General features: G+C 32.5%; 24 protein-coding genes and 6 tRNA genes. 27 read left to right on the top strand and 3 right to left on the bottom strand.

Features of this window, described 5'->3' with window-relative positions:
- The first annotated feature begins 53 nt into the window (after positions 1-53).
- The 16 genes from ACJDUH_RS15815 to ACJDUH_RS15890 all read left to right on the top strand — a co-directional run bounded on the left by ACJDUH_RS15815 (position 54) and on the right by ACJDUH_RS15890 (position 8,237).
- Complete coding sequence (locus tag ACJDUH_RS15815; protein ID WP_406766169.1) at positions 54-1,049, top strand: peptidylprolyl isomerase; 996 nt, start codon at positions 54-56, stop codon at positions 1,047-1,049.
- 172 nt (positions 1,050-1,221) lie between these two features.
- Complete coding sequence (gene spoVT, locus ACJDUH_RS15820) at positions 1,222-1,776, top strand: stage V sporulation protein T (protein WP_406766170.1); 555 nt, start codon at positions 1,222-1,224, stop codon at positions 1,774-1,776.
- A 161-nt stretch (positions 1,777-1,937) separates the two neighbouring features.
- Positions 1,938-3,470 (top strand): putative polysaccharide biosynthesis protein, encoded by a 1,533-nt coding sequence (locus ACJDUH_RS15825; RefSeq protein WP_406766171.1) that lies wholly within the window; start codon positions 1,938-1,940, stop codon positions 3,468-3,470.
- A gap of 92 nt (positions 3,471-3,562) precedes the next feature.
- On the top strand, positions 3,563-5,029 hold the full coding sequence (gene yabN / locus ACJDUH_RS15830; protein ID WP_406766172.1) for a bifunctional methyltransferase/pyrophosphohydrolase YabN: 1,467 nt from the start codon (positions 3,563-3,565) through the stop codon (positions 5,027-5,029).
- 230 nt (positions 5,030-5,259) lie between these two features.
- Positions 5,260-5,538, top strand: a complete 279-nt coding sequence (locus tag ACJDUH_RS15835) for an HU family DNA-binding protein (RefSeq protein WP_406766173.1) — start codon at positions 5,260-5,262, stop codon at positions 5,536-5,538.
- Positions 5,539-5,626: 88 nt separating this feature from the next.
- Entirely contained in the window at positions 5,627-5,896 is a 270-nt protein-coding gene (locus tag ACJDUH_RS15840; protein ID WP_406766174.1) for an RNA-binding S4 domain-containing protein, read from the top strand.
- Positions 5,897-5,964: 68 nt separating this feature from the next.
- Complete coding sequence (gene yabP, locus ACJDUH_RS15845; protein ID WP_406766175.1) at positions 5,965-6,258, top strand: sporulation protein YabP; 294 nt, start codon at positions 5,965-5,967, stop codon at positions 6,256-6,258.
- An 8-nt stretch (positions 6,259-6,266) separates the two neighbouring features.
- Positions 6,267-6,662 (top strand): spore cortex biosynthesis protein YabQ, encoded by a 396-nt coding sequence (yabQ, locus tag ACJDUH_RS15850; RefSeq protein ID WP_406766176.1) that lies wholly within the window; start codon positions 6,267-6,269, stop codon positions 6,660-6,662.
- A 103-nt stretch (positions 6,663-6,765) separates the two neighbouring features.
- Positions 6,766-7,041 carry an FtsB family cell division protein gene (locus tag ACJDUH_RS15855; protein ID WP_406766177.1) on the top strand — a complete coding sequence of 92 codons (276 nt, stop codon included), beginning with the start codon at positions 6,766-6,768 and terminating at the stop codon, positions 7,039-7,041.
- Between the two features lie 60 nt (positions 7,042-7,101).
- Positions 7,102-7,512, top strand: a complete 411-nt coding sequence (locus ACJDUH_RS15860) for a S1 domain-containing RNA-binding protein (RefSeq protein WP_406766178.1) — start codon at positions 7,102-7,104, stop codon at positions 7,510-7,512.
- Positions 7,513-7,706: 194 nt separating this feature from the next.
- A tRNA-Leu gene (locus ACJDUH_RS15865) sits at positions 7,707-7,795 on the top strand.
- Between the two features lie 5 nt (positions 7,796-7,800).
- Positions 7,801-7,876 (top strand) — tRNA-Met (locus tag ACJDUH_RS15870).
- Between the two features lie 15 nt (positions 7,877-7,891).
- A tRNA-Met gene (locus ACJDUH_RS15875) sits at positions 7,892-7,968 on the top strand.
- 7 nt (positions 7,969-7,975) lie between these two features.
- Positions 7,976-8,064, top strand: a tRNA-Leu gene (locus tag ACJDUH_RS15880).
- Between the two features lie 5 nt (positions 8,065-8,069).
- Positions 8,070-8,145, top strand: a tRNA-Met gene (locus ACJDUH_RS15885).
- A gap of 15 nt (positions 8,146-8,160) precedes the next feature.
- Positions 8,161-8,237 (top strand) — tRNA-Met (locus ACJDUH_RS15890).
- A 45-nt stretch (positions 8,238-8,282) separates the two neighbouring features.
- Here ACJDUH_RS15890 and ACJDUH_RS15895 read toward each other — a convergent pair.
- Positions 8,283-9,392 carry a stage II sporulation protein P gene (locus tag ACJDUH_RS15895; protein WP_406766179.1) on the bottom strand — a complete coding sequence of 370 codons (1,110 nt, stop codon included), beginning with the start codon at positions 9,390-9,392 and terminating at the stop codon, positions 8,283-8,285.
- 322 nt (positions 9,393-9,714) lie between these two features.
- On the opposite strand from ACJDUH_RS15895, the gene spoIIE reads away from it, so the two are divergent.
- The 7 genes from spoIIE (at position 9,715) to ACJDUH_RS15930 (ending at position 19,344) form a co-directional block, all read left to right on the top strand.
- On the top strand, positions 9,715-12,099 hold the full coding sequence (gene spoIIE / locus ACJDUH_RS15900; RefSeq protein WP_406766212.1) for a stage II sporulation protein E: 2,385 nt from the start codon (positions 9,715-9,717) through the stop codon (positions 12,097-12,099).
- A 146-nt stretch (positions 12,100-12,245) separates the two neighbouring features.
- Complete coding sequence (tilS, locus tag ACJDUH_RS15905; RefSeq protein ID WP_406766180.1) at positions 12,246-13,646, top strand: tRNA lysidine(34) synthetase TilS; 1,401 nt, start codon at positions 12,246-12,248, stop codon at positions 13,644-13,646.
- Positions 13,643-14,179, top strand: a complete 537-nt coding sequence (gene hpt, locus ACJDUH_RS15910; protein ID WP_406766181.1) for a hypoxanthine phosphoribosyltransferase — start codon at positions 13,643-13,645, stop codon at positions 14,177-14,179. Before tilS ends, hpt begins: the two co-directional genes overlap by 4 nt.
- 83 nt (positions 14,180-14,262) lie before the next feature.
- Positions 14,263-16,068: an ATP-dependent zinc metalloprotease FtsH gene (ftsH, locus tag ACJDUH_RS15915; protein WP_406766182.1), complete on the top strand. Its 1,806-nt coding sequence runs from the start codon at positions 14,263-14,265 to the stop codon at positions 16,066-16,068.
- A 165-nt stretch (positions 16,069-16,233) separates the two neighbouring features.
- Positions 16,234-16,620, top strand: coding sequence for a thioesterase family protein (locus tag ACJDUH_RS15920; RefSeq protein WP_406766183.1), 387 nt, complete (start codon positions 16,234-16,236; stop codon positions 16,618-16,620).
- A 78-nt stretch (positions 16,621-16,698) separates the two neighbouring features.
- Positions 16,699-18,369, top strand: coding sequence for a formate--tetrahydrofolate ligase (locus tag ACJDUH_RS15925; RefSeq protein ID WP_406766184.1), 1,671 nt, complete (start codon positions 16,699-16,701; stop codon positions 18,367-18,369).
- 93 nt (positions 18,370-18,462) lie between these two features.
- The gene (locus tag ACJDUH_RS15930; protein ID WP_406766185.1) at positions 18,463-19,344 is read left to right on the top strand and encodes a hypothetical protein; all 882 of its coding nucleotides are present in this window, start codon (positions 18,463-18,465) and stop codon (positions 19,342-19,344) included.
- A 25-nt stretch (positions 19,345-19,369) separates the two neighbouring features.
- Here the strand turns inward: ACJDUH_RS15930 and ACJDUH_RS15935 are convergent, their stop codons facing one another.
- The gene (locus ACJDUH_RS15935) at positions 19,370-20,470 is read right to left on the bottom strand and encodes a GerMN domain-containing protein (RefSeq protein ID WP_406766186.1); all 1,101 of its coding nucleotides are present in this window, start codon (positions 20,468-20,470) and stop codon (positions 19,370-19,372) included.
- A gap of 146 nt (positions 20,471-20,616) precedes the next feature.
- Entirely contained in the window at positions 20,617-21,123 is a 507-nt protein-coding gene (locus ACJDUH_RS15940) for a DUF5673 domain-containing protein (RefSeq protein WP_406766187.1), read from the bottom strand.
- Positions 21,124-21,283: 160 nt separating this feature from the next.
- Between ACJDUH_RS15940 and ACJDUH_RS15945 the strand changes: the two genes are divergently transcribed.
- From ACJDUH_RS15945 to dusB, 4 genes are all read left to right on the top strand, one after another.
- Positions 21,284-22,078, top strand: a complete 795-nt coding sequence (locus ACJDUH_RS15945; RefSeq protein ID WP_406766188.1) for a thymidylate synthase — start codon at positions 21,284-21,286, stop codon at positions 22,076-22,078.
- Positions 22,078-22,572 (top strand): dihydrofolate reductase, encoded by a 495-nt coding sequence (locus tag ACJDUH_RS15950; protein ID WP_406766189.1) that lies wholly within the window; start codon positions 22,078-22,080, stop codon positions 22,570-22,572. Before ACJDUH_RS15945 ends, ACJDUH_RS15950 begins: the two co-directional genes overlap by 1 nt.
- A gap of 207 nt (positions 22,573-22,779) precedes the next feature.
- A complete protein-coding gene (locus tag ACJDUH_RS15955; protein WP_406766190.1) occupies positions 22,780-23,568 on the top strand; it encodes a type III pantothenate kinase in 789 nt (262 codons plus the stop codon).
- The gene (dusB, locus tag ACJDUH_RS15960) at positions 23,568-24,536 is read left to right on the top strand and encodes a tRNA dihydrouridine synthase DusB (protein ID WP_406766191.1); all 969 of its coding nucleotides are present in this window, start codon (positions 23,568-23,570) and stop codon (positions 24,534-24,536) included. Before ACJDUH_RS15955 ends, dusB begins: the two co-directional genes overlap by 1 nt.
- Positions 24,537-24,726: the final 190 nt, after the last annotated feature.

Raw genomic sequence — 24,726 nt, forward strand, 5'->3', positions numbered from 1 at the left:
AAATTAATCTATGTGTATCAGAATCTATTAATAAAAAGAGCGGGGGAATTAGAGTGAAAAACATTAGAAAAGCAGTAGCAGCAGCTCTTATTGGTGTTATAGCAGTAGCATCAGTAGGCTGTAATATGGTTACTAAAACAGAATCTGGAATAAAAAAGAGTCCGGTTGCAAAGTTCAATAATGTGACAATTACAAAGGGAGATTTAGATGAAAGAATGGTTTCCGTCCTTGCTCAATTTAAATCACAGTACGGAGACAACTTTTTATCAAATTCTACTTATAAGGATCAATATGTTCAGCAGGAGAAAACAATGCTAGACAACATGATAATTGAAAAGATTCTTTTGCAGAAGGCTAATGATCTTAAAGTGGCTCCTAAGGACGATGCAGAAAAGAAAACTCTTACAGATAATAAGATGGCGGAACTTAAAAAGAACTATACCGAAGATCAAATTAAACAATCAGGCTTTACTGGATATACTGATCCGAAATTAATATCCTATGCAGGGGACATAGCTATAATGGATAAAGTTTATGCTGCAATAACAAAGGATGTTACTGTAGATGATAAAGCCGTAAGCGACTACTATGCTGCAAATCCATTACAATTTACTGAAAAGCCTGACCAAATACATGTGGCACATATACTTGTAGCAACAGAAGACGCAGCTAAGAAAGTGAAAGACAGACTAGACAAGGGAGAGGACTTTGCTAAAGTGGCAAAGGAGGTTTCAACTGACACAGGTTCAAAAGATAATGGCGGAGATTTAGGAACAGTACCTTATCTTAATTCAGGCTTAGACACTGATTTTATGACAGCTGCTACAGCTCTTAAAGATGGAGCTATATCAGGACCTGTAAAAACACAGTTTGGTTATCATATAATAAAATGTATAAAAAATGAAACTTATCCTGTTAAGAAACTTGATGCAGTTAAGGACGACATTAAAAAGCAGCTTTTAGCAGATGCTCAAAGCAAAAAATATTCTGATACAATAACTCAATGGAAAACTGATGCAAAAATAACGTATTACGATAATAATCTATAATAGTAAAAGACGGCTTAGATGCCGTCTTTTTTAATTCAATAAATTAAATAGTAAATTTTCCAATAATAAATATTAATAGAAATTATATATGTATAAATTTGGACAATTGGAAAGATAATAATAGCACAGAAAGATTTTATAAATCTATTATTTAACATAAGGAGGTACATATATGAAGGCCACTGGTATAGTAAGAAGAATCGACGACCTAGGAAGAGTTGTTATCCCAAAGGAAATAAGAAGAACATTAAGGATAAGAGAAGGAGACCCACTTGAAATATTTACTGATAGAGAAGGAGGAGTTATACTTAAAAAATACTCTCCAATTGGAGAACTTAGTGATTTCGCTAAGGAGTATGCTGAATCTCTGCAGCAATCCATCGGAAATATAGTGCTTATAGCAGATAAAGATGCTATTATATCCTCCAGCGGCGCTCCCAAAAAGGATTTCGCTGAAAAGAAAATAAGCAATGAATTAGAAAAAGCTATGGAAGATAGAAAAACCATTCTTCTAGGAGATGGAGCAGGAAAGGTTATACCACTTTACAATGATGAAGAAGCAGAAGGAAAATATACCTCTGAGATAATTTCTCCTATAATAGCAGAAGGTGATGCAATTGGGGCAGTTGTAATTCTAGCAAAGCAGCCAGGAGAAAAGCTTGGAGATCTAGAAATAAAACTAGCCGAAACCGCATCAGCCTTTTTAGGAAAGCAAATGGAACAATAATGACATCATACTAATGGCAGCATGTCTGCCATTTGTTTTTTTGCTTCAACTCAAATTATTGACAGGTCACTTTAGAAATATACAATGTTTCCCCTAAAAGTAATAAAATATTTAAATTATAAATATTAATAATAGAACAAGTATCTAAGGAGAGTTATTTTATGAGGAAACAATCTCTTTTAAGGGGAACTATAATTTTGGCCATAGCTGGCATCTTAGCAAAATTTATGGGAGTGTTTTTTAGATGGCCTCTCATTATGCTTATTGGGGATGAAGGAATAGGCTACTATCAAATGTCATATCCACTATACACCTTCTTTATTGCTATGGCTTCCGGAATACCAATAGCAATATCTAAACTAGTTGCAGAAAGAAATGCTGCTTCAGATAAAATAGGCTCTTTTCAGGTACTTCGAAATGCACTATATTTAATGTTTATACTAGGTGGAGGCTTTACTGCCTTTCTGCTTATTTTTTCAAAAAATTTAATCATTTTTTTTAAGTGGGATTACAAAGCTTATTATTCCTTGCTTGGAATTGCCTTTGCACCTTTTATCATTTCTATTATGAGTTGCTTTAGAGGCTTTTTTCAAGGAATGCAAAACATGTATCCTACAGCTATTTCCCAGGTTTTAGAGAGTCTAGGAAGAGTATGTGTGGGAATTGGACTTGCCTATATACTACTTCCAAAGGGTATTCATATATCTGCAGGTGGGGCTGCCTTTGGCGCAGCTGCAGGAGGTATATTAGCTTTATTTTATTTGTTTATTAAATTTACAAAAGTGAGAAAAGAATTTGGGCTGAAGAAGATAAAAAGAAACAAAGAAATTTTAGGTATGCTTTTATATATTGCAGTACCAATTTCTCTTGGTGCAGCGGCTAGTTCAATAATGGGTCTTATTGATTCTTTTTTAGTACCTCAAAAGCTTTTACAAGCTGGTTTTGACTATGCTGCTGCAGCTGCATTATATGGACAGCTTACTGGTAAGGCTATGGTACTTGTAAGCGTCCCCCTTACATTATCTATGGCACTATGTACTTCATTAGTACCAGTTATTGCAGAGGCTCATCTTTTAGGTAGGACTCATGAGGTACTTCAAAAAATGGACATGGCTCTAAGAATTTCTGCAGTAATTGCTATACCTAGTCTTTTAGGCCTATATTTTATGTCTGGACCAATACTAGGACTAATTTTTCCTGGACATTCTGATGGATATAAGATTCTTAAGCTTCTGTCTGTCACTATACCATTTATAGTTTTATCTCAATCCTGTACCTCTGTGCTGCAAGGGATAGGTAAATATATTCAGCCAGTAATAAATCTAGGTTTAGGCTGCTTGGTAAAGGTTATAATATCCTATATGTTGGTATCAAAACCAGAAATAAATATATATGGAGCTGCCATAGGCAGTATAGCAGGCTATGCAACAGCTGCTATACTAAATTTTAATTTACTTAAAAAGGTGCTAAATATTAAAATAAATTATTATGATATTCTGATAAAACCTGCTGCGGCATCTATTATAATGATAATTTTTGTTGTATTTATTTATATGAATGTCTATAATTATACAGTAAGAAACAGCATTACCACAGTTATAGCTGTGGCGGCAGGAGCGATAATTTATATATTTTTAATATTGATTTTTGGAGTATTTAAATATAGCTACATTAAGAAAAGACTGTTTAAATAAAAAATCTTAAAACTAATTATATGTATTAAAAAAGCTAAGAATATAGGTGTATTAGTACATAATCTAAAAAGTTTGTAAGGAGAATTTCACATATGATAAAAATTGTTGGACTTGGTCCTGGCGCAAGGGATGCCATAACCCTAGGTACATTAGAGGTGCTTAAAGGTGGAGATAAAGTTTTTTTAAGAACCCATAAGCATCCAAATGTTGAAGACTTAATAAAATTAGGGGTACAGTTTGAAACCTATGATGAGAAATATGACACTTTAGATACCTTTGATGACGTATACAAAAGCATTGCTGAAGACCTTATGCTTAAGCATAATAAGTTTAAGAACATTGTCTATGCAGTGCCTGGTCATCCTTTAGTGGCAGAAAAATCTGTAGGTAATTTGATTAAGCTTTGTAAAGAAGTAAATGTAGAATATAAAATTTATCCTGCTGTAAGCTTCATAGATGTAATTATGGAAAGACTTTTAATAGACCCAGTTGGAGGAATTAAAGTCATAGATGCCTTTGACATTAAGAATCAAGTGTTTGATAAAAGGGTAGGCACAGTAATTACACAGGTCTATAATAAGTTTATTGCCTCGGAAGTCAAGCTTTCTTTGCTAGAATATTACCATGATGAGACTGATATTTATTTTATCAGGGCAGCTGGTGTAGAGGAGCTTGAGAGTATAAGAAAAATACCAATTTATGAGCTTGATAGACAAGAGGATATTGATCATTTAACTTCTATTTATATTCCAAAGGCTTTAGATAGTGCTGTTGATTTCAATGATTTACTCAATATTATGGACACTTTAAGGGGTGAAAATGGTTGTCCTTGGGATAAGGAGCAGACTCATGAATCCTTAAAAAAATATTTATTAGAAGAATGTTATGAGGTTTTAGAGGCCATTGATGAGAAAGATGATACAATGATTGTTGAGGAATTAGGGGATGTGCTTCTGCAGGTTGTATTTCATGCACAGCTAGGGAAGGAAGATGGCTATTTTAATATTAGTGATGTTATAAAAGGTATATGTGATAAAATGATTAATAGACATCCGCATATATTTGGAAATATGAAGGCTGATACTGCCCTTGAAGTTCTGACTAATTGGGATGAAATAAAAAGAGAAGAAAAGGGCTTTAAAACATATACGGAGGAATTAAAGCATATTCCTAAAAATTTACCTGCCTTAATGAGAGCTGAAAAAGTTCAGGCAAAGGCAAAAAAAGTGGGCTTTGACTGGGACAAAGTAGAAGACGCATTAAATAAGGTTTTAGAAGAGTTTGAAGAGGTAAAACATGTATATAAAGGTGAAAACAAGGCAAGAATACTAGAAGAAATGGGTGATTTAATATTTTCTTCCGTAAATGTATGCAGATTCCTTGACATTAACCCTGAAAATGCATTAAATTATACTATAGACAAATTTATCAAACGCTTTCAATACATTGAAGCTTCGGCAATTTCTAAAGGCAAAAATCTTACGGATATGAAGCTTGAAGAAATGGATGAGCTTTGGAATGAAGCTAAGAAAAGTTTGTCTAAAAAGAAGGAATTTTAATATTTATGAAGAATATAGTATAAAAGCGTATTTGTGGATTTAGTAAGTCTCATATAATACAAAAGCTTTCTTAATTCGATTTAGTTATATTTATATATACTAAAATGAAAATGGGCAAAAAATAAATTAATTTTACTAGGAGGTGAAAAACCTGGTTTATGGTTATTTAATAACCTGTCTTATAGGCCCTGTAAGATAAAATCAATAGATTTAGAAACCGGGGAACAAAAGTGAACAAAGCAGAATTAATCGCAAGCATGGCTGAAAAAAGCAGCTTAACAAAAAAAGATGCAGAAGCAGCATTAAAGTCATTTATAGAAAGTGTTCAAGAAACACTAGCAAAGGGAGAAAAGGTTCAATTAGTTGGATTTGGAACATTTGAATCAAGAGAAAGAGCTGCTAGAGTTGGAAGAAATCCAAGAACTAAAGAAGAAATAACTATACCAGCATCAGTAGTTCCAGTATTTAAGGCTGGAAAAGAATTCAAAGAAAAAGTAGAAAGAAAATAACTTTTCAAAAGAGCCTGAATTTTATTCAGGCTCTTTGCTTTAAATAAAACAAATACTCAGTGTTCCGAGTAAAAGGAGGAAAATCTTTATGAGATTGGATAAATACCTAAAGGTTTCAAGGATAATTAAGAGACGAACAGTTGCTAAAGAGGCTTGTGAAAATGGGAGAGTTTTTATAAATAATAAGACAGCTAAACCAAGCACAGAAGTTAAGGAAAATGATATTATTGAAATACAATATGCAACAAAGTCCTTAAAGGCTAAAATTACTAGCATTTCTGAACACGTTAGAAAAGAAGATGCTAAAGCAATGTATGAAATATTAGCAGGTGAAGAAGATAAAGAGGAAGAAGAGTAATATATCTTACCCACAGGGCATACAATATATACGAAAGGAAAGGAATATTTTATGCCTGGAGGGATAAGATGGAGGCTAAAAAGGAAATAAAAATAGAAGAGAAAAAGAGCAATTTAATTTTGGAAAATAGAAAAAGGCTCTCACTTACAGGAATCATAGAAGTAATAAGTTTTAACGAGAATGTAATTATGTTGAACACTTGTTTAGGGGCAATGACAATTAAGGGAGAAGGACTTAAGATGAATAAGCTTGATGTTCAAAATGGAGATGCTATTATAATTGGTACTATTCATTCCTGTATGTATTTAGGTAATGAAATCAAAAAAGATAATGAAAGTATAATAAGAAAGCTTTTTAAATAGAGGTATATATGCTATTTTCTGTTTCATCTCAATTTAATTTATTAATTTTTAGTTTGCTTGCAGGTGTAATAACTGGAATTTTATTTGATCTTTATAGGGTCATGAGGGGAATAAATGATCCAAATAAGATTATTACGTTTATTGAAGATACTCTTTTTTGGATATTTGTAAGCATTATTATTTTTATATTTTTACTCTATATGAGCTACGCATATATGAGGGGCTATGTTTATATCTCTATCGCAGTTGGAATAATTATTTATATGAGCTTTATAAGTAAATATTTCATTAAGCTTCTATATAGAGTTGTTAATAGAATTACAAAAATCATTAGGATAAGTTTTATTTTATTGCTATACCCCTTTAATTTACTCATTTATAAACTTAAAAGAAAAAATAAATAAAAAATACTTATAAAAAATCTTGAACAAAATCACATTACACTTTAAAATAGATTTGAGAGGATAAGAGTATTGCCTCAAATGCTGTTTAAAAGGGGAAAAACACATGAGGAAGAAAAATAAATTTAGCTTTAAGAAAGTAGTAATATTTATAGCTATAATATATGTTGGATACATTGTGATAAGTACTCAAATATCAATGAATAAAATTAAGGCAGAAATAAATGTTAAACAGCAGGAGCTTGAAACAGTTAAAGAAAAAAATCAGAAATTACAGGATGAGGTTAATATGACAAAAACCGATGCATATTATGAGAAGCTGGCTAGAGAAAGACTAGGGCTAGTTAAGCAAGGCGAGGCTCCTGTAACTGAAAAAAAATAAAGTGGTTACAATAATATTTAACATATATATTTTTTATTTTTAAGGAGGAGTCTTATTAATATGACCTTACAAACAGGAAGTATTCTAGAAGGTACAGTGGTTAACATTACCAATTTTGGAGCATTTGTAGAAGTGGATGGGAAAACAGGATTAGTGCATATATCTGAAGTGTCAGATACCTTTGTAAAAAATATTAGAGATTATTTAAAAGAAAAGGATAAAGTAAAGGTAAAGGTAATTTCAGTAGATGACAATGGTAAGATCAGCTTATCAATAAAACAGGCAACCCCTCCAAAAAAATCAGTAAGGCCTGCAGACATTGATTGGAATCAGGAAAAGGGAAAGGTAAATACTGCATCCTTCGAAGATAGACTTTCAAAGTTTTTAAAGGAAAGTGAAGAAAAGGTACAAGAACTTAAAAAGCATCAAGATTCTAGAAATCGTGGTTATAAAAGAAGTTCAAATTATTAAAATAGTTAGGGACTGTATTTTCAGTCTCTTTTATATTGGTAAGCAATAAAAGGTTCTTACTTGAATATGCTGAAGCAGTGATAACAACATTAGCTTTTTATAAATCAATAATAAGAAAATAGGAAAAAATAAAATTAGGTATTGACGGATTAAACTATATCGTGTAGAATAGTCTATGTCGCCAAGATAAAGTTGCTGGAGTGGCGGAACTGGCAGACGCACAGGACTTAAAATCCTGCGGTGGTTAAACACCGTACCGGTTCGATTCCGGTCTTCAGCACCAAATAACGCGGGGTGGAGCAGTTGGCAGCTCGTCGGGCTCATAACCCGAAGGTCGCAGGTTCAAGTCCTGCCTCCGCAACCAATAATTTAATAATAAGGCGGAATAGCTCAGCTGGCTAGAGCATTCGGTTCATACCCGAAGTGTCGTAGGTTCAAGTCCTATTTCCGCTACCATATTTATGCTGGAGTGGCGGAACTGGCAGACGCACAGGACTTAAAATCCTGCGGTGGTTAAACACCGTACCGGTTCGATTCCGGTCTTCAGCACCAAATAACGCGGGGTGGAGCAGTTGGCAGCTCGTCGGGCTCATAACCCGAAGGTCGCAGGTTCAAGTCCTGCCTCCGCAACCAAAAATATAATAATATGGCGGAATAGCTCAGTTGGCTAGAGCATTCGGTTCATACCCGAAGTGTCGTAGGTTCAAGTCCTATTTCCGCTACCAAAAGAATCCCTGCAAGTTATCTTGCAGGGATTTGTTGTTATTATTTTAATGTTTTCCATTTATATATTCGGCAATAATTCTTGCGATATAATAACCTGTGGTTTTGGCTTCATCTAATGTATTAATTTCATTACCAACTTCAAGTAAGGTTGCATTGGCACTTTTATTTTGATTGAAATAGGCATGAATGTAGTAGACACCATTGTCATTTGGGCTCCCCATTCGAACAAGTCCTGGAAACAGACCTTGTGATATATTTATAAGTTTTCTAGTCATAGAAAGATTTTGCTGATAATTTTTATTAGCAGTGCCAACTACAAATTCTATCTTGGCCAAGCTTTTATTATTTAGTGTAACTGATACAGGTTTTGGATTACTTACTATAGAAGCATCTCTATGTAGATCTATTATTAATTTAAAATCCTTATACTTGCTTAAATACTTATTTACTGTTTCGCCTGATCTAGCATAGGCTTCATTATAAACAGCCACATTATGTATGGTTTTGTCATGAATGGTTGCAATACCGTAATTATTTTGAAGCTCATTTTGAATTATATCGCCTACTGCCACTACACTTTTAGTTGGGTCCAAATTATCTTGACTGCTGGGCTTAAAACTTTCAGTGGTGTGAGTATGATATATGAATACTTCTGGTTTAGATGAATCTAGTGGTGTTTTTAAGTTAGGGTTATAAATCTCTGAAACAGCTGTAGCTCCAGGATTTAAATTATTTTCTGAGCTATCTTTACTATCGTTTTGGCTTATTTTGATAATATTGTTTTCATTTAATTTAAAGGGATTAATAATTATGGAATTATTGCTTTCTTGAACTGCAACTGTATTATCTACAACCTTTATTAAAGAAAACTCTCTTGCGACTACTGATAAGGGACTATTAATATCCAGGCCTGCTTTTTCAAGAAGCATTTCCTTTAGAGAATAGTTAAGCTGAGCATTTTCGTCAGTGCTGCTTACAAGAGATTTTACTAATGGCATAGTGAAATTTAATATGTTTATATAAAGTGGATTGCTGCTTTGAATATTCTCTTCACCAGTTGTAGCCTTTGAGTCAATAGGCATAGATAAAATTAAAAACAGTGACAAAGCAAATGAAGCACATATATTTCCTTTTGTATATTTATTCTTTAACATCTGCATCCCCTCCATACAAAGAAATATATGATTTTACAAACTCTATTATTCCATTTTTTAACGACATATTTTTGGGTTATGCAGCATAAAATAATAATTTTAAATGTTTGTAGTTTATAATATAAACAGCTTGTAACCATAAGCTTTTAAGTAATTTGAATTTTATTTTAAGTAAAGCGTATAACTTATAATTATATGGTAGATATTTGAAAATATTACACATAAATGTCCTACGAAAATAAAATTAGAATATCAATAAATGACAATTATTTCCACTAGGCTTTGCTATAATTTAGCTAGATTTAGTATGGGAGATGATTATATGCAGTTTGGAGTTGACCTATCCACTTATGAAAGAACACTCAAAACTAAAAAGAAAGAAGAAAAAAAGGCCCTAGATGGCAGGCTGATTTTGAAATTACTGTTTTATTTTATTAGTACTCTTCTTATAAGCAGAGTCCTGTTAATAAATTATATGGCGCCTTTTGGAATTGGATTCTTAATAGCCGTTGCAATATTTGGAGAAGAGAAGACCACTCTGACCGCAGGTTGCGGGGCTTTATTTGGCTATGTAACTTTAATAAATAGTCTAAATGAAACACCTTCTTATATAATGCTTGTAGGACTTATTGTTCTTTCTCAATATATAATTTCTCCTCTAAAAAGAAATAAGAAATTAATAGTATTATTTTCGATGATTTTTATAGAATTTGCTGCTTATAAATTGCTAATTGTAAAATTAAATCTAAGTGTTGCCGCTATGAATTCAATTCTAGAAACTGCTTGTATATTTTCCTTGTATTTTATTTTAAATTATTCAATTGTTTGTATAAAAGATCTAAAGACCAAGCATTTATTTTCTAATGAAGAGATAATAAGTATGGCCCTTACTGCAGCACTTGCAATTTCAGGCACTTGGGGCATAAGTATTATGGGCATTGCATTAAGAAATGTCCTGGCATTATGCTTTGTGCTTTGTATAAGCTTCATTAAGGGAAGTACAGTAGGTGCATCAACTGGAGTGGCAATGGGAGTGGTAGTTGGCATTTCTACTAATAACTTACCTGTATCTATTAGCGTATATGGATTTTGCGGCCTTACAGCTGGTGTATTTAAAGATACAGGAAAAATCGCTGTAGGCCTATCTTATATCATTACATATTCATTATTAATTATATATTCAAACATAAACGGACAATTTAAGTTTCTTGAAGTTTTAATAGCTGCAGCTATTTTCTTAATAATTCCTCAAAAGCTTTATACAAGGCTGGAATTAGAATTGGATTTTGAAAAGAAACATGGAAATATAAGTGAGAATTATGTGGCTAAGATGAAGGATATATTAGTTAATAGATTAGATAGTTTTTCTGATGTACTTGTTAATATGTCCACCATACTTGAAAATTTAGCAGAAAATGACAAACTTGTTATGAAAAATAAAAGTTCTGCACTTATAGAAAACTTAGCTGATAGAGTCTGCAGTAACTGCAATATGAATGCAATGTGCTGGAGAAGAGAGAATTTTATTACCTATAATGCCTTTGGAGAACTTATTCAAAATTTTCAAGAGAATAATAACAAGATTCCATACGAAATAGAAAGAAAATGTGTAAAAAGAACAGCTCTTTTTAAGAGTACAGAGGAATTAGTAAGGAATTTTATGATTAATGAAATGTATAGAAAAAGATTAAGTGAGGGCAGAGAGCTTTTAGCTAATCAATTTAATAACATGTCAATTTCAGTTTCAGAAATAATTGAAGACTTTAATGCCAATATAAAAGTGGATATTGATGCTGAAAATAATATTAGAAGGATTTTAGATAAAAGAAATATAGAATACAATGATGTATTCTGCCTGATTAATAAAAATGGGAGAGCTCTTGTTAAACTTAAAATGCCTGCCTGCGGAGGTAGACAAAACTGCGTAAAAAACCTGCTGCCGTATATTAATGAAGCTCTACATAAAAATATGTGTATCGCTGATGAAGGCTGTAATATTGATATTAAAGATAATAGCTGCGCAGTTACCTATGAAGAAGCACCTAAGTACCATATCGGCTCTTATGCAAGAAGACTTTGCAAGGATGAGGAAAAATACAGCGGTGATAGCTTTTCCTTCAGTAAGCTTTGTGATGGAACTTATATGACTATTTTAAGTGACGGCATGGGATCTGGACCTCAGGCGGAGCAAGAAAGCAACGCAGCAGTGGAGCTAATCGAAAAATTTGCTCATACTGGTTTTAACAAAATAACTGCTATTAATACCGTAAACTCAATTATGACCTTAAAATTTTCTGCTGATGAGAAATTTTCTACAGTGGATTTAAGCAGCATTGATTTATATACTGGAGAAGCAGAATTTATGAAAGTTGGAGCTGTAGCTAGTTTTATAAAGTCTGGAAGCAAAGTTGAAGTAATAAAATCAAAGACCCTTCCAATGGGAGTCTTAGATAAGGTGGATATTGACATCATAAAGAAAAAGGTTAAAAATGGTGATATTGTTGTAATGCTAACTGATGGTGCTCTAGATTATAATAAGGAATCTGCTGGAAAGGTAGATTGGCTTGTTGAGTTCTTGGAAAACACAAGCTGTAATAATCCAAAAGAGCTGGTAGATAAAATAATTGAAAAAACTTTGGAGCTAAGCGGCAACAAGGTAAAGGATGATATTACAGTTGTAGTTTCTAAGGTTTATGAACTTTACTAATGTGCCATGGGGAGTTTCTCCTGGTACATTAGCCTAAACTGTTGACATTTATACTTTGTTAACAGTTTTTTTATGTCCCCTGATTGTACTCTTTTAATTGTGGTATAATAGGAGAAAACTAATAAATCTGCGAGGGTGGTTTAATTTTGATAGATAAAGTTATAACTACAATAAAAGAAAATAATATGTTAGTCCCTAACGATAAAGTTATTGTTGCTGTATCTGGGGGGCCGGATTCTATTTGTCTTCTGCACATATTAAATAGGATTAAAGTCAAATATAACTTAACCCTATATGCTGCTCATGTAAATCACTGTCTTAGAGGAGAGGAAGCAGATAAGGATGAGGAATATGTTAAAGCTTTTTGTAAAAAGATAGGTATAGCATGCTTTTCTAAAAGGGTAGATGTAAATAAGCTTGCTAGGGAAAAAGGCTTGTCTTCTGAGAGTGCTGGAAGAGAGGCAAGGTATGACTTTTTTAATGAGCTTTTTGATAAATTAGGAGCTGATAAAATAGCACTAGCCCATAATGCAAATGATCAGGCAGAAACTGTTTTGATGAGAATATTAAGAGGCTCAGGAATGGAAGGATTAATTGGAATAAGACCAATTAGAGGGAATATATTTGTAAGACCACTAATAAATATTAGAAGAGAAAGTATTGAGAACTACTGCAAAGAAAATTTTTTAGAGCCAAGAATAGATAAAACAAATTTAGAAAATATTTATGCAAGAAATAAGGTGAGACTTGAATTAATTCCGTATATTATGGATAACTTTAATAGTGATGTTATTTCTGCAATTAATAGATTAGCTGATACAATTAGCAAGGATAATGAGTATTTAGAAGAAATTGCACTTGAAAAGTATAAAGGCTATTGTGATGAAAAAGCTCTCAAGGTTATAATAAATAGTGAGGCCTTTCTAGAAAAGGAAGCAATTATTACGAGGGTTTTGAGGCTGGCCATAAACCGAGTTAAGGGTAATTTATATAACGTTGAAAAGAAACACATTTATGATATAATCAATTTGCAAAAGAGTGGAACAGGTAAAAAATTAAATCTTCCTAATGGAATTATAGGATTTAATAATTATGACAATATAGAACTTTATTTCGGCAAAATAAAAGATAATGCTGATATAGTTAATAATAATTATCTTATCAAGATAAACGAAACCGTGGATTTACCTGCCTTTGGTATTGAAGTTTCAACTAGGCTTATTGATAATGATGAAAAAATAAACTTTAAAGAAAATTCATATATAAAATATTTTGATTATGATAAGATAAAAGGGAATATTATTATTAGAGCTAGAAAAGACGGAGATAAATTTACACCTTTTGGGATGAAAGGCAGTAAAAAGTTAAAGGATTTTTTTATTGATTTAAAGATACCTCAGGAAGAAAGAGATAAAATTCCACTTATTTGCTTTGGTGAGACTATTGCCTGGATAGCTCACTACAGAATAAGCGAAAGTTTTAAAATTCATAAAGAAACCAAAAATATTCTTGAAATAAAAATTAAAAAACGGGGGAATAACCAATGAGAGAAGATATTAAGGAAATACTATTAGATGAAGAAGCTTTGGATAAGAAGATTAAGGAATTAGGCAGTCTTATAAGCAGTGATTATGCAGGAAAAGACCTAGTGCTTGTAGGTGTTTTAAAAGGTTCTGTTATGTTTATGTCTGATTTAATGAAAGAAATTACTATACCTTGTTCTATGGATTTTATGGCCGTTTCTAGCTATGGAAATTCAACAAGCAGTTCTGGCATAGTAAGAATTTTAAAGGACTTAGATTTTGAAATTGAAGGTAAAGATGTTCTTGTTATAGAGGATATAATAGACAGCGGCATAACTCTTAAATACTTAATGGAATACCTAAGGGCAAGAAAAGCAAACTCTCTAGAAATCGCATGCCTACTAAATAAACCTGAAAGAAGAAAAGTAGAGATGGATGTTAAATACATAGGATTCAATGTCCCTGATAAATTCTTAATTGGATTTGGCTTAGATTATGCAGAAAAATATAGAAATCTTCCTTTTATAGGTGTTTTAAAGGAGGAAATCTATAAATAAATAATAATGATTAGTTGTAAAGAAAATAACCTTATGATACAATTTTACAATATAAAGACAAACAGAAAGAGAGGGGGGCCAGTATGAAGAAGTATTCAAGTATCACGGCCTGGTTTATAGTTCTGATTTTAGTAATATTTGCAGCTTTAACCTTAGTTCAAACCGGTAAAAGCGCTACACCTATTAATTTTAATGATTTTCAGAAAAAATGGATAGATAATAATATAGCAAGCTTTAAAGTTGATGATGATAAGATGACGGTAACTGGTAATTACAAGGACGGCACAGCTTATGAAACGGTTGTACCATCTGAAAGATTATTTCAGTTCATTAGTCAATATCCTAAAACAGGCGATGTAACGGAAGTTTATGCAAAGCCTGCAACTGTTCCATTATGGCTTACTTATATGCCAACTATTTTAATTGTTTTGCTTATGGTAGCATTTTGGTTTATGTTCATGCAGCAATCTCAAGGTGGTGGTGGTAACAGAGGAGTTATGAATTTCGGTAAGAGTAGAGCAAAAATGGCTACTCCCGATAAAAAGAAGGTTACCTTTAATGATGTAGCTGGAGCAGAGGAAGAAAAGGCTGAACTAGCGGAAATAGTAGACTTCTTAAAACAACCAAAGAGATATATAGAGTTAGGTGCTAGAATACCTAAGGGAGTCCTTTTAGTAGGTCCTCCTGGAACAGGTAAAACACTTCTTGCAAAGGCAATAGCTGGAGAAGCTGGAGTACCATTTTTCAGTATTTCAGGTTCAGACTTCGTGGAAATGTTTGTTGGTGTAGGTGCCTCTAGAGTTAGGGACCTTTTTGAAAACGCCAAGAAAAATTCACCTTGCATAGTATTTATAGATGAAATTGATGCTGTAGGCAGGCAAAGAGGCGCTGGTCTAGGCGGCGGTCATGATGAAAGAGAGCAGACTCTAAATCAACTGCTTGTTGAAATGGATGGTTTTGGAGTTAATGAAGGAATCATAATGATAGCTGCAACTAACAGACCGGATATACTAGATCCTGCACTTCTAAGACCAGGAAGATTTGACAGGCAGATAGTGGTAGGGGCTCCAGATGTAAAGGGAAGAGAAGAAATCCTAAAGGTACATTCAAGAAACAAACCTTTAGATACAGAAGTAAAATTAGATGTACTAGCTAAGAGCACTCCAGGATTTACTGGAGCTGACCTTGAAAATCTTATGAATGAATCAGCCCTCTTAGCAGTAAGACATGATAAAAAAGTTATTGGAATGGATGAGCTTAAGGAAGCAGTGAATAGAGTAATAATGGGACCAGAAAAAAAGAGCAAGATTATTATCGAGAAGGATAGAAGAATTACAGCTTATCATGAAGCTGGTCACGCTGTATTAGGCAAACTTCTACCTAACACAGATCCTATTCATGAAGTAAGTATTATTCCAAGAGGTATGGCTGGTGGCTATACAATGCATCTTCCTGAGGAAGACAGAACCCATATGCAAAAATCCTGGCTGGAAAATGAAATGGTTATGCTTCTTGGAGGCAGAGTTGCTGAAAAGCTAATCATTGGGGACATAAGCACAGGTGCTAAAAATGATATAGATAGAACTACTAATATAGCTCGTAAAATGGTTATGGAATTCGGTATGAGTGAAGAATTAGGTCCTATATCCTTTGGCAGTGGCCATGATGAAGTATTTATGGGTAGAGATTTTGGAAAGAGCAGAAACTTTAGTGAAGAAGTAGCTGCAAGAATAGATAGTGAAATAAGAAGACTCATTGATGAAGCTTATAGATCTGCAGAGAAGCTTTTATCTGGAAATCTTAACAAACTACATGCTGTAGCTCAAGTTCTTCTTGATAAGGAAAAAATTGATGCAAAGGAATTTGAAGAAGTTTTTGCAAACGCATAATTTAACAAAAAGCATTGCCTAGGCAGTGCTTTTTTGTTATAAAAAATTGTTAAATAAATATTTAATGTATTTTATGAATAATAGTGTCAATAAATAATTGTAATTTTCAGTTTTTTATAATAATATAGAATCATACGCAAAATACAACATAATGGAGGTACATAAATGGAATTAAAATTTGAAGCTGGACAGAAACATGAAATACAGGCAGTTGTAGATATTAATGATACTGCTAGATTTTATGGTTCTGGCAACCTAGAGGTATTCGCTACACCTGCTATGATAGCATTAATGGAAGGTGCAGCAAAGGAAAGTGTAGAAAAAGTACTGCCAGATGGATATACAACAGTAGGCATTGAAGTTAGTATAAAACATATTAAGGCAACGGGAATTGGAATAAAAGTAAGAATTGAAGCTTTACTTGAAAAAATTGAAGGTAAGAGATTGTACTTTAAGGTGGAAGCTTATGACGAAAATGGTAAAATCGGAGAAGGAACTCATGTAAGATATATAGTTAATTCAGAGGACTTCATGAAAAGACTAAGCAAGTAATTCTAATTTATGATTGTTAATTGTTATATATAAATTGTTATTTGTCATTTACTAATCAAAAAACAAGGAGGAAATGAAATGAAAAGCGATATCGAAATAGCACAAAGTGCTAAAATGCAGCCAATAACAAAAATTGCAGGGAAATTAGGTCTTGGAGAAGAGGATGTGGACTTATATGGTAAGTATAAGTGCAAAATCTCCTTAGATGTACTTAAAAGATTGGAAAACAAAAAAGACGGTAAGCTTATATTAGTTACTGCTATAAATCCTACAGCTGCAGGTGAAGGCAAATCTACAGTTACAGTAGGACTCGGACAAGCACTTTGCAGAATAGGGAAAAATGCAGTTATTGCCTTAAGAGAACCTTCTCTTGGACCAGTATTTGGGGTTAAAGGAGGAGCAGCTGGCGGCGGCTATGCTCAAGTTGTTCCAATGGAAGATATAAACTTACACTTCACAGGGGATATGCATGCTATAACTGCAGCTAATAACTTATTATCAGCTGCAATAGACAATCATATACATCAAGGTAATTTACTTAGAATTGATTCAAGAAGAATAATTTTTAAAAGAGTTATGGACATGAATGATAGATCCCTTAGAAGTATAGTGATTGGTATGGGTGGAAAAGCAAATGGTTTCTTAAGAGAAGATGGGTTTATGATTACCGTTGCTTCTGAAATTATGGCTATACTATGCCTTTCAAAAGACTTAATGGATCTTAAAGAAAGAATAGGTAAGATTTTAATAGCCTATAACTTAGATGGTCAGCCAGTATTTTGTAAGGACTTAAAGGTTCAAGGTGCTATGGCTCTTCTTATGAAGGATGCTATAAAGCCAAATTTAGTACAGACCTTAGAAAACACTCCTGCAATTATTCATGGGGGACCATTTGCAAATATTGCTCATGGATGTAATTCATTACTTGCTACAAAAACAGCACTTAAGCTTGGAGATTATGTAGTAACAGAGGCAGGCTTTGGAGCCGATTTAGGAGCAGAAAAATTCTTTGATATAAAATGCAGATACGGAGGACTAAAGCCTGGCTGCGTAGTAATAGTAGCTACAGTAAGAGCTCTTAAACTACACGGTGGAGTTAAGAAGGATTCTTTAAGTATACCAAATGTGGATGCTCTTTCTAAGGGAATTGAAAACCTTGAAAAGCAGCTTGAAAATGTAATGAAATTTGGTGTAAAACCTGTAGTAGCCATAAATAGATTCATTACTGACAGTGAAGAAGAACTTAAGTTTATTGAAGATTACTGCAATAAACTTGGTGTACAAGTTGCTTTAACTGAAGTTTGGGCAAAAGGAGGAGAAGGAGGAGAAGCTTTAGCAGAAAAAGTACTAAAGGTTTTAGAAAAAGATGAAGCTGACTTTAAAGTATTATATGACGAAAAATTAAGTATTAAGGAGAAATTAGGAGCTATTGCTCAGGAAATATACGGTGCTGACGGAGTAAATTTCACGAAAGATGCCGAAAAACAGGTTAAGGAACTTGAAGCAATAGGCTTAGACAAGCTTCCTATTTGTGTAGCAAAAACGCAATATTCCTTGTCAGACAATCAAAATTTACTTGGCAGACCAAGAGGATTTAGTATAACTGTAAAAGAGGTAAGAGTATCTAATGGGGCTGGTTTCATAGTCGCTCTAACAGGAGATATCATGGTTATGCCAGGGTTACCAAAGCTTCCAGCAGCAGAAAAGATGGACATTTTGGAAGATGGTACTATTGTAGGACTATTCTAATTATAAGCATAAATTTTTATCATCGGCTAATTTAATAAATTTAACATAAATACCTTGAAAAATGCTAAAGCTATTGTATAGGGAGGGATAGATATGAAAAAGATTTTGATCCCAGTCATAGCTTTAGCATTATTTTTATTGTTACCATATTATTATATGAAAGCTGAGCAAAGTAATGAAGAATATAAAAATAATAGTGAATTTAAGTGTAAGTATCTAAAAATAGGTAAGGATGCAATTATTTTAGATTATAAATATGAGGATATTAATGGAGACAATTTAAAAGATAATATAATACTTATTGGATACAGAACTGACAAAATTAATCCCTCAGCATTTAGAGACATAAAAGTAATCATTCAAGATTCCTACTCTAAAAAATATTATGCAATTTCTATTGGAAAACTGAATTCAGGACATAATGGTAAAGTTTTTTTAGGTGACTTTAATGGAGATAGGATTAATGATATTTTAGTTGCTGTAGGAAATGGAAATTGTTCCTATTATAGCTTATTTTCGTTTAAAAATAATAAATGCAAGTATTTAATGGATGAAAGTGTATTTTTCAAAGGTATGACCTATAATATCGACTTTATCAATAATTTTAAAGTTAAAGTAACTAATAAAAATTTAAATGATTTTTATTTATTAGATGTTAATAATAAAAAAAATACCTATATAAATCTAGGCATCTATTTAGATGATGGCAGATTACTTAAAAAAAATAAAGGTTCATATAAAAGCATAAACTCTTTAGTCCCCATAGATGAAGACAATAATGGAATATACGAGTTAAAGTGCATACAAACTATATATGGTATAAGTAATTTAGACACTTTAGGTTATGGAAAAACAATTTGGAAATATAACGGTAGAAAAATGGAACTTAAAAGCTATGAGTTTTTAGAATTTGCAAGTCCTGGAACTAAAGAGAAATTTCAAAATGTAATACCAGTTGGAAACTTTAATAAATAAAAGGGGCTGTTTACAGCCCCTTATACTATTTATTTACTTCTATAGAATTTTTAGTGCTGACGGTAAAGGTTTCACCCTTTTTCATTACTATATGTCCTGAACTATAAGGAGCATTTTCAATGGTAATATAAACTTTTGATGCATTATAATATCCACCTAAGGTATTAGTTATGCACTGCAAAATAAGTGACTCTACTCCTGCACCAGCATTCATTTCCTTTACAAAATCCTTTGTAAAGTCTACATAGACAGTATTTCCATTTAGATATAGGCTTTTTATTTTAACATCAGGACCTAAAAGCTTATTTAAATCTTTTGAAGGTGCTTCTTTAAACAGCTTTTCAAAGGTAATTTTAGTCATATCATTGGTTTTAAAATTAAGCTTCTTTTTTACAAAATATAACTTTTCACTATTTACATTAGGATAGTAAAAGCTAACCTCTTGCTCTAAGGCTGAATTTGGAGTAATACTATTTAAACTAGATTTAACTTCAGAACCATTAGAATTGTAAATAGTTTGTACTAATCCTGTATTTAATGCATAGTAATCTAAGGTTTTGTCAGCTCCCTTTTCTGTAGTTATCTCCAAAGCCTTATAACTTCCTAGTAGAGTAGTTATAGGAACATCTACATTTGAGATATACCGTCTTCTTCCATCGGATAATGTCCAAGAGGTTCCTTTAACTAATGGCTCTTTTAAAAGTATTTCATCTTTATTGCTTGGCTTTGATGTAAAATCCTCTCTGTAGTAGCACTCTTCTTTTGAGAAAATCAATTTTAATTCTCCATCTTTATATTCTAAGACATTTACTACTTCCGTTCCACCATTATTCTTTCTTAGCTGAATACGATTGCTTTTTATGAAATCTACGGAAAGTCTAAAAGCTGCATACTCATTTCCCTTGCCCACATATTCATACTTTTCATTTTCCTTAAAAGGATAAAAATCATTAATTTTATAGGTGCTTGTATTAGCAACGTTTGTACCATCAGTGCCCGAAGGAACTTCATTAGTGGTATTAGACTTTGGATTATCATTTGCATTTATAAGGTTTTTCACACTGTCACAACCAATAAGTATTGATATAGAGAAAATAAGTAAAATAGAGCATACTGCTTTTTTCATTCTAATCCCTCTTTTATATTTTTTATTAATTCGATATAATCCTTATTTTAATAGAAAATAATATATAATTAAGATATGCTTGTACAAGAATTATAAGGTTATATATTAATAATATGCTCTAATACAATATTAATGTATAAAATGACTTATCTTTTTATTTTCAAGTTTAAAAATTTTTGTTCCTCTGCTCTAGAATCATTATTAACATAAAAACTGTACTCATGTAATACCTTTGGATTTTTTTTAGATTCAATATTCAATATTAGTAAATTGCCTTTAAAATTAAAGTTTTTAACCTTATCCCAAGTATGCAGCGTACCTCCGACCATTATACCATTCTCAAAAATCCCTATACCAAAGTATTGTAGTACCAAATTTGATGAAAACATCATAAATAACATAGTCGTAGCAAGCAGAGTTGACATTTCAGGTTTTTTAAAAAATAGAACACAGTTAATTACAATAATAAGCAGTATGCCTATAAGGATAAATACTTGATTTTTGTACTTTAAGTCTTTTATACCTAGCTTGAATTTTCCAGCTTTTTTAGAATTTAAAAGAACACGTATAATTAAATAAATAGATACAATAAATAGAATAAAAAAGACTATCATTAAAATCCAGTCAGAAATACTAATTGCTTGATTCTCCATACTTTAATTACCTCTTATTTGTTATAGAATTTATATTTATTATTATACAATATAATGTATCTGCTAGCAAAAGTTACACCTAATAATTTTCTTAAAATTATTAACCCTTCAGCCTAATTTTGATATAATATTTTTATTAAGATACAAAAGGAGAGTATTTATGAGTTTAGCTGATAAACAATATTTGCAATTAGTTAGAGAAATTTTAGATAATGGATTCTATGAAACAGAAAATAGAACCGGAATACCAACTTATAAACTTCCTCATAAAATATTTCAATTTGATTTGCAAAGGGAGTTTCCTATACTTACAACTAAATTTGTAGCCTTCAAAACTGCCGTAAAGGAGCTTTTTTGGATATATAGAGATCAATCAAATGATGTAAAAAAGCTTCAGGAAGAAAATGTTCACATCTGGGATGAGTGGATGAGGTCAGATGGAACTATAGGTACTGCCTACGGATGGGTTGTTAAAGAGTATAATCAAATAGATAAACTTATAGAAGGACTCAAGAAAGATCCTCAGGGCAGAAGACATATAATGAGTCTTTGGCAGATACCTCATTTAGATGGGGGAGCACTTCATCCTTGTGCCTTCTTAACAATGTGGGATGTAACTGATGGCAGGTTAAATTGTATGCTAATTCAAAGGTCTGCTGATTTGCCTCTTGGTGCACCATTTAACATGTGCCAATATGCAGTTTTAGTACATCTTATAGCTCAGGTAACAGGTTTAAAACCTGGACTATTTACACATGTTATAAATAACGCCCATATTTATGAAAATCAAGTAGAAGGTATGAAGCTTCAGCTATCCCGGGAAAAGGAGGCCTATGAGGCGCCTAAGCTTTGGATTAATCCTGATATAAAGAACTTCTACGATTTCAAAATTGAAGATGTAAAGCTTATAGATTATAAATATCATCCTGCAATAAAAATGGAGGTGGCTGTATAATGCTCAGTATTGTTGTTGCCATAGCAGATAACAATGTTATTGGTAAAGAAAAAAGTCTTGCTTGGTATTTACCTAATGATTTAAAAAAATTTAAGGACATAACTATGACAGGAAGTAAAACTATGATTATGGGAAGAAAAACCTTCGAATCCTTGCCTAAGGTACTTCCTGAAAGAAAACATATAATACTAACCAATAACAAGGATTATAAGGTTATGGATGAAAATGTAAAAGTGGTAACTAACCTCCATGAGCTTAAACCCTATATTGAAGCTAAGGAAGAATATTTTGTAATTGGGGGAGGACAAATCTTTAAACTACTTTTCCCATATACAAATAAAATGTATATAACTGAAATTCATGAGAATTTTGAGGGAGACACTTTCTTTCCTGAATATGATAAAACTAAATGGGAAGTAATAGAGAATAGGGAAGGCATAGTGGATGATAAAAGTAAATATAAACATAACTTTCTAACCTTGGTGAGAATATGATTAAAGAGGCATTAAGAGCCTCTTTTCTTCTATGATCAAGTAAAGAAGTCAACTGACTTTTGACAAGCTATTAATAGTAAATACTTGCAATAAAGGTGTTTAATAATATAAACATAATAATCTAGAGAATTTGCTAAAAGTTTCACTTGACAATTTAAATTGAAAGTATAGAATAAAAACGTAATTTAAAAGAGAGTGGTGTTTATAGTGATATTAGTTCTGGATGTTGGGAATACCAATATAGTCCTGGGTGCCTATAAGGGCAAAAATTTAATAGCAGACTGGAGATTGGCTACAGATAATAATAGAACTGCAGACGAATATGGAATTCAGGTCACACAGCTATTTATGCTTAAGAAATTAAGCTTAGAAGAGGTAGAAGGAGTAATAGTATCTTCGGTAGTGCCAAATATAATGTATACTATAGAACATATGATAAGAAAGTATTTTAATAAAATGCCAATAATTGTTGGACCAGGAATAAAAACTGGTATTAATATCAAATATGACAATCCTAAGGAAGTAGGTGCAGACAGGATAGTTAACGCTGTTGCTGCTCATGAAATGTATAGGAGAGCACTTATTATAATTGACTTTGGAACAGCAACCACCTTCTGTGCTGTGACTAAAACCGGAGATTATCTAGGAGGTGCCATTTGTCCTGGTATTAAAATTTCCTCTGAAGCACTATTTGAAAGAGCAGCAAAGCTTCCTAGAGTAGAACTTATAAAAACTCCTGGAGTTATTTGTAAAAATACAGTTACAAGTATGCAAGCGGGTATTGTATATGGATATACTGGAACTGTTGATTATATTGTTAAAAAAATGAAGGAAGAAATGGAAGACTACGGTGAAACCGACCCACTTGTAATAGCAACAGGTGGTTTAGCAACTCTTATTAGTAAGGATTCTAAATATATTGCTAAGGTATCTCCATATCTTACCCTAGAGGGCTTAAGAATATTATATGAGAAAAATACAGAAATGGTGGTTTAATGCAAATAGGAAATCTTAAAATTAAGAATAACGTTTTTTTAGCTCCTATGGCAGGTGTTACAGATATAGCCTATAGAGGTCTTTGCACTGAAATGGGCTGCGGCCTTGTTTATACCGAGATGATAAGTGCAAAAGGGCTTTTTTATAATAGTGAAAACACAAAGGAAATGCTAAGGGTTTCAGAAGAAGAAAAGCCAGCTGCAGTGCAAATTTTCGGCTCTGATCCATATATTATGGCCAAAGCCTCAGAGTACTTTAATAAAATGGAAGATATATGTTTAGTAGATATAAATATGGGATGTCCAGTACCTAAGATTGTTAAAAATGGCGAAGGCTCAGCTTTAATGAAAAACCCTAAGCTTGCTGCAGACATTGTAAGGGAAGTAAAAAAGTCCTCTATTAAGCCAGTAACCGTAAAATTCAGAAAGGGCTTTACAGAAAGTGAGATAAATGCTGTGGATTTTGCAATGGAAATGGAACAGGCAGGTGCTGATGCCGTTACCGTACACGGCAGAACAAGAGAGCAGATGTATGAAGGTAATGCAGACTGGGATATAATAAGGCAAGTGAAAGAAAGTGTAAGAATTCCTGTAATAGGAAATGGAGATGTGTTTACTGCAGAGGCTGCTATTAAAATGGTATCAGCTACAAATTGTGATGGTATAATGGTTGCAAGAGGAGCCCAAGGTAATCCTTGGATTTTTGATCAGATTTTAAAGGCCTTAAAGAGTGAAGAAATTATTTATCCTTCTGATGAAGAAAAGCTCAGGATGTGCATAAGACATTTAGAACTAGCCTATCAATATTACGGTGAGAATAGAGCTGTAAGGGAAATGAGAAAACATATAAGCTGGTATATAAAAGGAATTAAAAATTGTACTGAAATAAAAAATTCTGTCAATACTGAGAAGAAGATAGATAATGTATTTAATATTCTTAAGCAATATAGACAAACACTCATATTGTAATTTTTTTATTAAATGTGAATATAATAGCATTGTGAATAATTTCAATAAGGGACTTTATTAAAATTTATTATCAATAAAACTAGAAGGATAAAACCTTCCTCCTTTCAGTCAGAACACTGGGTAGTTTAAACGTGCTCATTTCCATTCGCAAACTACCCGAAGAAGTCCATTTAGGACTTCTTCCTCCTTC

Source organism: Candidatus Clostridium radicumherbarum, assembly GCF_045310525.1.
Classification (GTDB): domain Bacteria; phylum Bacillota; class Clostridia; order Clostridiales; family Clostridiaceae; genus Clostridium_AT; species Clostridium_AT radicumherbarum.

Bases quoted from the DNA above. Each gene is read 5' to 3' on its own strand.
- ACJDUH_RS15825 (WP_406766171.1), top strand. From the start codon at position 1,938: ATGAGGAAACAATCTCTTTTAAGGGGAACTATAATTTTGGCCATAGCT.
- ACJDUH_RS15935 (WP_406766186.1), bottom strand. From the start codon at position 20,470: ATGAAAAAAGCAGTATGCTCTATTTTACTTATTTTCTCTATATCAATA.
- ACJDUH_RS15930 (WP_406766185.1), top strand. From the start codon at position 18,463: ATGAAAAAGATTTTGATCCCAGTCATAGCTTTAGCATTATTTTTATTG.
- ACJDUH_RS15855 (WP_406766177.1), top strand. From the start codon at position 6,766: ATGAGGAAGAAAAATAAATTTAGCTTTAAGAAAGTAGTAATATTTATA.
- ACJDUH_RS15950 (WP_406766189.1), top strand. From the start codon at position 22,078: ATGCTCAGTATTGTTGTTGCCATAGCAGATAACAATGTTATTGGTAAA.
- ACJDUH_RS15840 (WP_406766174.1), top strand. From the start codon at position 5,627: ATGAGATTGGATAAATACCTAAAGGTTTCAAGGATAATTAAGAGACGA.
- yabP (WP_406766175.1), top strand. From the start codon at position 5,965: ATGGAGGCTAAAAAGGAAATAAAAATAGAAGAGAAAAAGAGCAATTTA.
- spoVT (WP_406766170.1), top strand. From the start codon at position 1,222: ATGAAGGCCACTGGTATAGTAAGAAGAATCGACGACCTAGGAAGAGTT.
- ACJDUH_RS15945 (WP_406766188.1), top strand. From the start codon at position 21,284: ATGAGTTTAGCTGATAAACAATATTTGCAATTAGTTAGAGAAATTTTA.
- ftsH (WP_406766182.1), top strand. From the start codon at position 14,263: ATGAAGAAGTATTCAAGTATCACGGCCTGGTTTATAGTTCTGATTTTA.
- dusB (WP_406766191.1), top strand. From the start codon at position 23,568: ATGCAAATAGGAAATCTTAAAATTAAGAATAACGTTTTTTTAGCTCCT.
- ACJDUH_RS15920 (WP_406766183.1), top strand. From the start codon at position 16,234: ATGGAATTAAAATTTGAAGCTGGACAGAAACATGAAATACAGGCAGTT.
- hpt (WP_406766181.1), top strand. From the start codon at position 13,643: ATGAGAGAAGATATTAAGGAAATACTATTAGATGAAGAAGCTTTGGAT.
- yabQ (WP_406766176.1), top strand. From the start codon at position 6,267: ATGCTATTTTCTGTTTCATCTCAATTTAATTTATTAATTTTTAGTTTG.
- ACJDUH_RS15860 (WP_406766178.1), top strand. From the start codon at position 7,102: ATGACCTTACAAACAGGAAGTATTCTAGAAGGTACAGTGGTTAACATT.
- ACJDUH_RS15940 (WP_406766187.1), bottom strand. From the start codon at position 21,123: ATGGAGAATCAAGCAATTAGTATTTCTGACTGGATTTTAATGATAGTC.
- ACJDUH_RS15895 (WP_406766179.1), bottom strand. From the start codon at position 9,392: ATGTTAAAGAATAAATATACAAAAGGAAATATATGTGCTTCATTTGCT.
- ACJDUH_RS15925 (WP_406766184.1), top strand. From the start codon at position 16,699: ATGAAAAGCGATATCGAAATAGCACAAAGTGCTAAAATGCAGCCAATA.
- yabN (WP_406766172.1), top strand. From the start codon at position 3,563: ATGATAAAAATTGTTGGACTTGGTCCTGGCGCAAGGGATGCCATAACC.
- spoIIE (WP_406766212.1), top strand. From the start codon at position 9,715: ATGCAGTTTGGAGTTGACCTATCCACTTATGAAAGAACACTCAAAACT.